At 46.1% G+C, this 7,130-nt stretch carries 10 protein-coding genes and 1 pseudogene; 9 read left to right on the plus strand and 2 right to left on the minus strand.

Annotation, left to right across the window (positions count from 1 at the left end; all coding sequences use genetic code 11):
* Positions 1 to 116: 116 nt before the first annotated feature.
* From A9239_RS06265 to A9239_RS20275, 7 genes and pseudogenes are all read left to right on the plus strand, one after another.
* Positions 117 to 1,478: a tetratricopeptide repeat protein gene (locus tag A9239_RS06265; RefSeq protein ID WP_369815390.1), complete on the plus strand. Its 1,362-nt coding sequence runs from the start codon at positions 117 to 119 to the stop codon at positions 1,476 to 1,478.
* An 884-nt stretch (positions 1,479 to 2,362) separates the two neighbouring features.
* Positions 2,363 to 3,397 carry a polyphosphate kinase 2 family protein gene (locus A9239_RS06270; RefSeq protein WP_048116948.1) on the plus strand — a complete coding sequence of 345 codons (1,035 nt, stop codon included), beginning with the start codon at positions 2,363 to 2,365 and terminating at the stop codon, positions 3,395 to 3,397.
* A 126-nt stretch (positions 3,398 to 3,523) separates the two neighbouring features.
* Positions 3,524 to 3,681: pseudogene (locus A9239_RS20770) on the plus strand (cation-transporting P-type ATPase); the annotation flags it as partial.
* A gap of 96 nt (positions 3,682 to 3,777) precedes the next feature.
* Positions 3,778 to 4,104, plus strand: coding sequence for a hypothetical protein (locus A9239_RS20260; RefSeq protein WP_230669168.1), 327 nt, complete (start codon positions 3,778 to 3,780; stop codon positions 4,102 to 4,104).
* A 44-nt stretch (positions 4,105 to 4,148) separates the two neighbouring features.
* Positions 4,149 to 4,259, plus strand: a complete 111-nt coding sequence (locus tag A9239_RS20265; protein WP_230668854.1) for a hypothetical protein — start codon at positions 4,149 to 4,151, stop codon at positions 4,257 to 4,259.
* A 2-nt stretch (positions 4,260 to 4,261) separates the two neighbouring features.
* Positions 4,262 to 4,588 carry a hypothetical protein gene (locus A9239_RS20270; protein WP_230668852.1) on the plus strand — a complete coding sequence of 109 codons (327 nt, stop codon included), beginning with the start codon at positions 4,262 to 4,264 and terminating at the stop codon, positions 4,586 to 4,588.
* Between the two features lie 245 nt (positions 4,589 to 4,833).
* Positions 4,834 to 4,998, plus strand: coding sequence for a hypothetical protein (locus tag A9239_RS20275; protein WP_230629098.1), 165 nt, complete (start codon positions 4,834 to 4,836; stop codon positions 4,996 to 4,998).
* A 134-nt stretch (positions 4,999 to 5,132) separates the two neighbouring features.
* On the opposite strand, the gene A9239_RS06280 is transcribed toward A9239_RS20275, so the two are convergent.
* Entirely contained in the window at positions 5,133 to 5,570 is a 438-nt protein-coding gene (locus A9239_RS06280) for a CoA-binding protein (RefSeq protein ID WP_048116951.1), read from the minus strand.
* Between the two features lie 140 nt (positions 5,571 to 5,710).
* Between A9239_RS06280 and A9239_RS19365 the strand changes: the two genes are divergently transcribed.
* Positions 5,711 to 5,851: a hypothetical protein gene (locus A9239_RS19365; protein WP_155396447.1), complete on the plus strand. Its 141-nt coding sequence runs from the start codon at positions 5,711 to 5,713 to the stop codon at positions 5,849 to 5,851.
* On the opposite strand, the gene A9239_RS06285 is transcribed toward A9239_RS19365, so the two are convergent.
* Complete coding sequence (locus A9239_RS06285; RefSeq protein ID WP_011307901.1) at positions 5,839 to 6,039, minus strand: hypothetical protein; 201 nt, start codon at positions 6,037 to 6,039, stop codon at positions 5,839 to 5,841. The two genes, A9239_RS19365 and A9239_RS06285, sit on opposite strands and share 13 nt — an antisense overlap.
* A 327-nt stretch (positions 6,040 to 6,366) precedes the next feature.
* Between A9239_RS06285 and A9239_RS06290 the strand changes: the two genes are divergently transcribed.
* Positions 6,367 to 7,130, plus strand: a 764-nt coding sequence (locus A9239_RS06290) for a winged helix-turn-helix domain-containing protein (protein ID WP_069575241.1), incomplete at its 3' end; no start/stop codon positions are given.

Raw genomic sequence — 7,130 nt, forward strand, 5'->3', positions numbered from 1 at the left:
ATTAGAAGAGTGGCAGTGACAGAATACTTAAGGAATCCCCAATACACGTTAAATTAATTCAAATATTTGAAAGTTTGGAAAAAACAATATGCTAGGAGCCAACTGCGTAACTCCTAATAAAAACAAAAAATCACAGAAATCTGCTTGAAAGGTACGAACAGCGTCTGAAAGATCTTGATCCGGAGCTTATCACCCCTGAAGATGAGATTGCTCTAAAGGAAGCTTTTATACATGCAAAAGAGACTTTTGAACCAGAGGAGCTGGTAAGCTGGTTCACAGTTAAAGCCGAGCCCTTTTATAGATCCGTATCCTGGAAAGTGCTCCTTTCCCTCTATGAAGAACTGCTTGGTATTGTGGAAAAAAAGCCTGGGCCTGAAAGTCCGGAAACCGCTTCTGTACTGAACGGACTTGCAGGGATCTACCGCTATATGGGAAATTATGACGAAGCTCTGAAGCTTTTTTCAAGAGCCTTAAAAATTCGTGAAAATCTCCCAGATCAGCCCAGGCCTGAAACCGGGAATACGCTCGGTGAGCTTGGAATTCTTTATACTCTTATGGACCGGCGCAAAGAAGCTCTTTCATTTTATACCCGGGCACTTGAGATCCAGAAAAAATTTCTGAGCCCGAAAAATCTAGGCGCTGTAAGAACACTGAACAGGACGGCCTTTTTCTATAAGGGGCTGGAAAAACCCGAGAAGGCTGAAGAATGCTTCAGGCTGGCTCTCAAACTTCTGGAACAGCTTCAGGACCAGGAGTCTGACAACCGTGTGGTTATGGGATACAGAGCCGGAACCCTGAACAACCTGGGTGTTCTGCTCTCGGAAATGGGCAAACTTGACGAAGCTGAGGACAGGTACGGGCAGGCTTTAGAGCTTCAGGAAAAGGTTTACGGCCCTGAACACCCGCAGGTGGCTCAGACTCTAAACAATCTTGCCCTGCTCTATTTCCAGACCACAAGGTATGAGAAAGCCATGATTCTTTATACACGGTCCCTGGAAATTATGGAAAAATTCGGAAAAATCGAACATACGGGCTTTGCTACGACTCTGAACAACCTGGCAGGCGTATACGTCCAGAAAAGCCGCTATGAAAAAGCCCTGGAGCTCTATACAAGAGCGCTCGAAATCCGGGAACGTGTCCTTGGTCCTGACGACCCTGATGTTGCCAAGACCCTGAATAACATGGGCGAACTCTACAGGATCCTTGGCCAGCACAAAAAAGCCCTTCCTCTCTACACCCGCGCCCTCAAGATCTATGAAACAACTCTCGGCCCTATACATCCCGATGTAGGCACAACCCTGAATAACCTTGCAGGCCTCCACGAAAGCATGGGTGAATACGAAACCGCAATAAACCTCTACGAAAAAGCCCTCGATATTATCGAAAAGGAATACGGGCCCGACCACCCATATTTCAAGATCACACGGAATAATTTAATTGGCCTGTATGAGAAAATGGAGAGAAGCTGGCGGAAATAAGAACTTACTCATTTTATCTCTATTTTAATTATTTGATTCCGATTTAAATTATTTTTTCCGATTTAAATCATTTTATCTCGATTTATAAGTCTCAATTTTTTAGAGTCAGAATAAGAGGGTCTCAAATTAGCTTTAAAAAAATCTCTAATTTAATTTGATACCCACCTATTTGAAAGAATTCCTTTTTTTTGATTTAAAGGTATTATTTGCTTTCTTTTGGTTCAGGTTTTCCGAAAAGAGGGGTACTGTGGGTATTTTACAGTATCATTGCGTTTTTCTTATTATCCGTATCCCACGAGTTTATTGCCAGGGGATAGATTCGAATCTCTGTCCACCTTTTTCTAACTATTAATGCGCAAAAATCAACTCATAGTATACTATACATAGCTATAGTTAGAAACACAATAAGTAATTATATATATTTATTTGTATATATTGTAAGTATGGAATTCGGGGGTATAAAAACAAATATGGAATTAAAATTCAATTTTTGGTTATAATTATATGACCTTGACAAATTTTACTAATAAAACAAATAACTGAGCAGCTTCCACGAGATGGGGGTTTGAGTTTTCTCTTTATTCGTATCGCAAGCAAGGGTTCGAGGTAAGATTACCAATTGAGTAAAGGATAGTACAGGCAAGAACCCTCTGCAGGCTTTCAGGCTTTGTACACGTATTGCCCCGTTTATCACGCGGGCAATATTGGCGGTGAACCGGGCTGGATCGAAGGGAATTCAAGGAAGTGGCTGTGAAGTTCGACTATCACAATAATCACTGGCACAGCCGGTGTCATGAGCTATTGCTCAAACACATCCAGATTACTTTAAAAAGTTTGACAGACCTTGAATATTCAATACAAAGAATAATACAAGGAATCAAACTATGGCAAACATAATAGAAGAATTGCTGGACGTCCTGATGGTCCCGCCCGACAAGAAAATCGACCTGAAGAAGGACTATGACCCCGGATTTACCGGCAAATGGATGAAGAAAGAAGAGGCCGAAAAGACCCTGGCCGAAGGCATCCAGATACTGTCTGAGATGCAAGACAAGCTCTGGGCCCAGAACCAGTACGCTGTGCTCATAATCCTTCAGGCCCTCGATGCAGCCGGCAAAGACGGCACTATCAAGCACGTCATGTCAGGAGTCAACCCGCAGGGCGTTGATGTCCACAGTTTCAAGGTACCTTCCAGCGAGGAACTGGACCACGATTATTTATGGCGCAACTTCAAGGCCCTGCCCTCTCGCGGCCGCATCGGGATTTTCAACCGTTCCTACTATGAAGAAGTCCTGGTCGTGCGCGTACATCCTGAGTTTCTCGCCAACCAGCAACTACCCCCTGATCTGAAAGACGAGCATATATGGAGTCGACGCTTCGAGGAGATCAACAACTTCGAGAAGTATCTGGTTAACAACGGCATCATTGTCGTCAAGTTCTTCCTGTACGTGTCCAAGGATGTTCAGAAGGAGCGTTTCCTGGAGCGGACACTGATGCCGGAAAAGAACTGGAAATTCTCCGCAGCCGACATAAAAGAGCGCGCATTTTGGGACGATTATATCGCCGCCTACGAAGACATGTTCAACCATACAAGTACTGAGTGGGCGCCCTGGTACATTGTGCCTGCCGATCACAAATGGTTCACGCGGCTGGCCGTGGGAGCCGTTCTCTACAACACGATGAAGAACCTCAACCTGGATTATCCTACCGTCAGCGAGGAGCAGAAACAAGCTTTACTTGTGGCTACGGAGGAACTCGAAAGAGAGGACGGTGGCGTGAAAGATAAAGCCGTCTTAAAGGCTGAAGAGAAGGCAGCTGCCGATCATGAAGTTACGGCTGCGAGCAGTGCGGTCACCGAGGACGAAGTTAAAAAGAGGGGAAAAAAGGAAGGCAAGAAAAAAGGCAAGAAGAAAAGGTAAGGTCACGTCGGAAAGCCGGGTTACTCGCACCAGAAAGCATCAAAGTCCCCTCACTTTTTGAACTAAAGGAGAGGAAACATGTCACATCAACCTGATCAAACCACATCACAGGGTTCAGTCCAAAAGATGTCAGATGTAAAATGGTATGCGATTACGCCGGCAGAAGTCGCCAGCCAGCTCCAGGTCGATCCGGTCAGGGGCTTGAGTACGACGGAGTTGCAACAGCACTTTCAGCAGTATGGTCCGAACAAACTGGCGGATAAGAAAAAGAGCCGGGATGGCAGGCCTTTCTGCGCCAGTATCGTGACCTCATACAGATCATTCTGCTGGTGGCTGCGGCTGTCAATCAACTTTTCACTGGAAAATGGGTAACCACGTTGGTGCTGGTGAGCCTGACCGTCTTTAACGCGGTTCTGGGTCTGCGTGTGGAGTCAAAGGCCGAAGCCAGCCTGGCGGCATTGGCCGGGACAATGAAGAACGTTGTCCGTGTGCGTCGGGAAGGCGAGGTAAAAGAAATCGAGGCCGAAGGACTGGTGCCCGGCGACATTGTGTTGATGGAGGCTGGCAATGTTGTTTCTGCCGATGGCCGTCTGTTCGTGGCGGCCACGATAGAGATTGAGGAAGCCGCCCTCACCGGCGAGAGCGTCGCCACTCTGAAGGACACCGCTACCATTACAGTTCCGAGGTTTCCCTGGGCGACCGCGTGAACATGGCGTTCATGAATACTTCGGTCACTCGCGGACATGGAGAGATGATCGTCACCACCACCGGTATGGGCACAGAGATGGGGAATATCGCGGACTTGCTAAACAAAACCGAGGCGGCAAAAAAACACCCTTACAAAAGCAGCTCGATCGACTAACGATGATTATTGCGGCTTTGGCGGGCCTTGCCTTCATCCTGATGGTTATTCTGGGACTGCGCAGCGGACAGGCACTAGACGCAATCTTCATCGCCGGCGTAGCGCTGGCGGTCTCAGCCATCCCTACCGGCCTGCTAGCTGTAGTTACCATCATGTATTCCATGGGTACGGACGGCTCAGAACGCCATTGTCAAGCGGCTACCGTCGGTGGAAACACTCGGCTCGGTCTCAGCTATTTGCTCCGACAAAACCGGCACGTTGACGCTCAACAAGATGACAGTGCGAGAGTTCAGCATACCCGGCCAGAATCGCTACAGGATCTCAGGTGAAGGCTACAGTACGCAGGGAATATTAGAGCATACAAGCGGCGTCGCCGCAGGACAGCCATGGAAAAAGGGTACTCCTGCTTACAGTACACAAGGACAGTTACTGAGTACAGGCGGTACTAGGATAGATCTTGATCCTTTCCTACTGCCGATGGCACTATGCTCCGATGCTCGCCTAGACGGTGAAGCATTGATCGGCGACCCTACCGAAGGCGCGCTGATCGTGCTGGCCGAGAAGGGGGGTCAGCGTGGAAGACGCTCGTCAGATGTACCCGCGCGTGGCCGAAGTGCCTTTCGACTCCGATTACAAGTTCATGGCTACGTTCCACAACATGAAGAACGAGCAGGGCAAGTCGGTGGCGCGCTGTTTCGTCAAGGGAGCGCCGGATGTGCCGATCGCGCGTGCCGGTTAGTACTGGCCTGCCAGGTGGTGAGAATTATCCTATCACCAAGGAGAATCGCAACCTGGCGTTCCAGGAAAACGACCGCATGGCCGAAGCGGGTTTAAAAAATGTGAACAATCAAGGTTCCGGGTAAAATCCGTCTTTCAATACTTTCCCATCATCTTCGCAATCGCCCTGTGTATCCCATGTATACTGAATCCGTTTCCGAGGTACATCATCGGGCAATGTTCGGTCATGCATTCGAGACCTTCTGCCTTGCATGTGTCCATAGCTTTTTCGGTTTCTGTTCTCCAGTGAAGCCAGATTTTAGTGATGCCTTTCTCCTTCAGGGCAGGAATAAAGTTTCCAGGGTCGGTTATTGTGACGCCCAGTACGGCGCGGTCAAGGCCGGCTGGAAGTTCGGAGACTGTTCTTAAAGAACCGGATTCCGGCTTGTCTGAAAGGTCGATGATATAGACATCTTTGCCCCGGTTTTTAAGTTCGGATATAGCCCACTTCATTGCAGGTTTTGTATGGTCAGTGATGAATGCATAGGTTTTTGCGTTCCAGAAGTTTTCCCTTTCGGATGTCGTTGGTTCCATCTTGAGTTCCCCCGATTAGATTCTAAATTAAGTATATCTTCTGTTTCATATAAAAAACACAATGCAGTTTTCAGCCAGCTTCCGGCCAGCACAGAAAGAGTTTCTGAAATGTAGAGTTTCTTAAATGTGGAGTTTCTTAAATGTCAGGCTGGATAACATATGAGTGGTATAAAGAAGTACAAAAGACTGAAAAGACCGAAAAAACTAAAAATATAAAAAGGGCAGCAGATCCGGATAGGATTCTGCTTATTTTTCTTGTTTATCCTGCTTACTGCCCCTGAAGCTTCTGTCCTGCTGCCTGAAGTGCTCCGCCGAGTGCCTTTGCGAGTTCACAGTTCTGAGAACACTTTGAAGGGCAGTTACAGTACTTAGGAGCGTTTTCTGCCATCCATTGCCCCAGAAAACCGAAGGCTTTGAGCTGGTCTTCATTTGCAGTCTGTACGAAGTTGTTTATATCCTGTAATTCCATGATTTATCACCGAGATCAGGAATGTTGTATATATTTATATACTTAAGCGTTATAATTATGTACATGGTATTGATTGTATAGAAAAATGACCTTAAATTAACAAACTTTGATAATCCCTTTAATTATCAGCTTTAAATAAGCACGGTCAATAAACCCTTCACGATCAATAAATCCTTCAGTTTCAGTCTTAATAACCTTTAATGAAGCCTTTAATTACCAGTATTCCTAGTTACGTTAATTGTTGTCCTGATTACAACAAACTTTAACTAAAATAATTTTAATTTCCTATAAAATAAAGTTTTAAAAAGTTTCCGAGGTAAATAAAAAATGGAGATGGCTAACGAAAATTCCGAGACTTATTACCGGGAGGAACTTCACTCAATTAAGGAAGAAGTAACATCCTTGCGGAACGAGTTCTCACGGTTTTTGCAGAAAGCAAACCAGCAGCATATTGAAGAAATGATTGGGGAGATGAGAAAGAGCTTCATGAAGCCCATGGTAGACTATCTCTGTGAGGACGCAAGCGAGATAATGCATACCCGGATGACAACAGACTGCGGGATGCGGGATTTTTGTGAAAAGGCTTTTCGTGAGCTCTTGCATGAAACCGCAGGGCTTGTTGGAAGAGGCAGGATCGAAGCTGAAACCATAAAGCTGTACAGGGACAGGCTGGAAGAATTAAAAAAGGAATCTAAAAACTCAAATTGCAGCAAGTGTTTTTCGGAAGCTACGAATCTTTTTGAAAAGCAGGTCAAACTTATGCGCTCGCTCCAGATTTATGAGGAAAAAGGTGAAGAGGACAAAAAAATCGACATCAGCGAAATTGAGCCTGAAAAGCTGGTCACTGAAGTCTGCGAGCCGATAGCAAACCGACAGCGTCTACTAATGCTCAAAGCGCTTTCAGGGGAAAGCAAGACGTTTTCCGAACTTTCCAAACTTACAGGCCTACGCGGCGGAAATCTGCTTTTTCATCTTCAGAAACTCCTTGAAACAGGAATGATTTTACAGCGAAATGAACGGGGAGACTATATTATTACCAGGAAAGGTTACTCCACCCTGCAAGGGCTTTCCAAAATCTATTCTGAAATTGA

This window comes from Methanosarcina sp. A14 (genome assembly GCF_001729375.1).
GTDB lineage: Archaea > Halobacteriota > Methanosarcinia > Methanosarcinales > Methanosarcinaceae > Methanosarcina > Methanosarcina barkeri.

Coding starts and splice junctions, on each gene's coding strand:
- A9239_RS06270 (WP_048116948.1), top strand. CDS start 2,363: ATGGCAAACATAATAGAAGAATTGCTGGACGTCCTGATGGTCCCGCCC.
- A9239_RS20265 (WP_230668854.1), top strand. CDS start 4,149: ATGATCGTCACCACCACCGGTATGGGCACAGAGATGGGGAATATCGCG.
- A9239_RS20270 (WP_230668852.1), top strand. CDS start 4,262: ATGATTATTGCGGCTTTGGCGGGCCTTGCCTTCATCCTGATGGTTATT.
- A9239_RS06280 (WP_048116951.1), bottom strand. CDS start 5,570: ATGGAACCAACGACATCCGAAAGGGAAAACTTCTGGAACGCAAAAACC.
- A9239_RS19365 (WP_155396447.1), top strand. CDS start 5,711: ATGTCAGGCTGGATAACATATGAGTGGTATAAAGAAGTACAAAAGACT.
- A9239_RS06285 (WP_011307901.1), bottom strand. CDS start 6,039: ATGGAATTACAGGATATAAACAACTTCGTACAGACTGCAAATGAAGAC.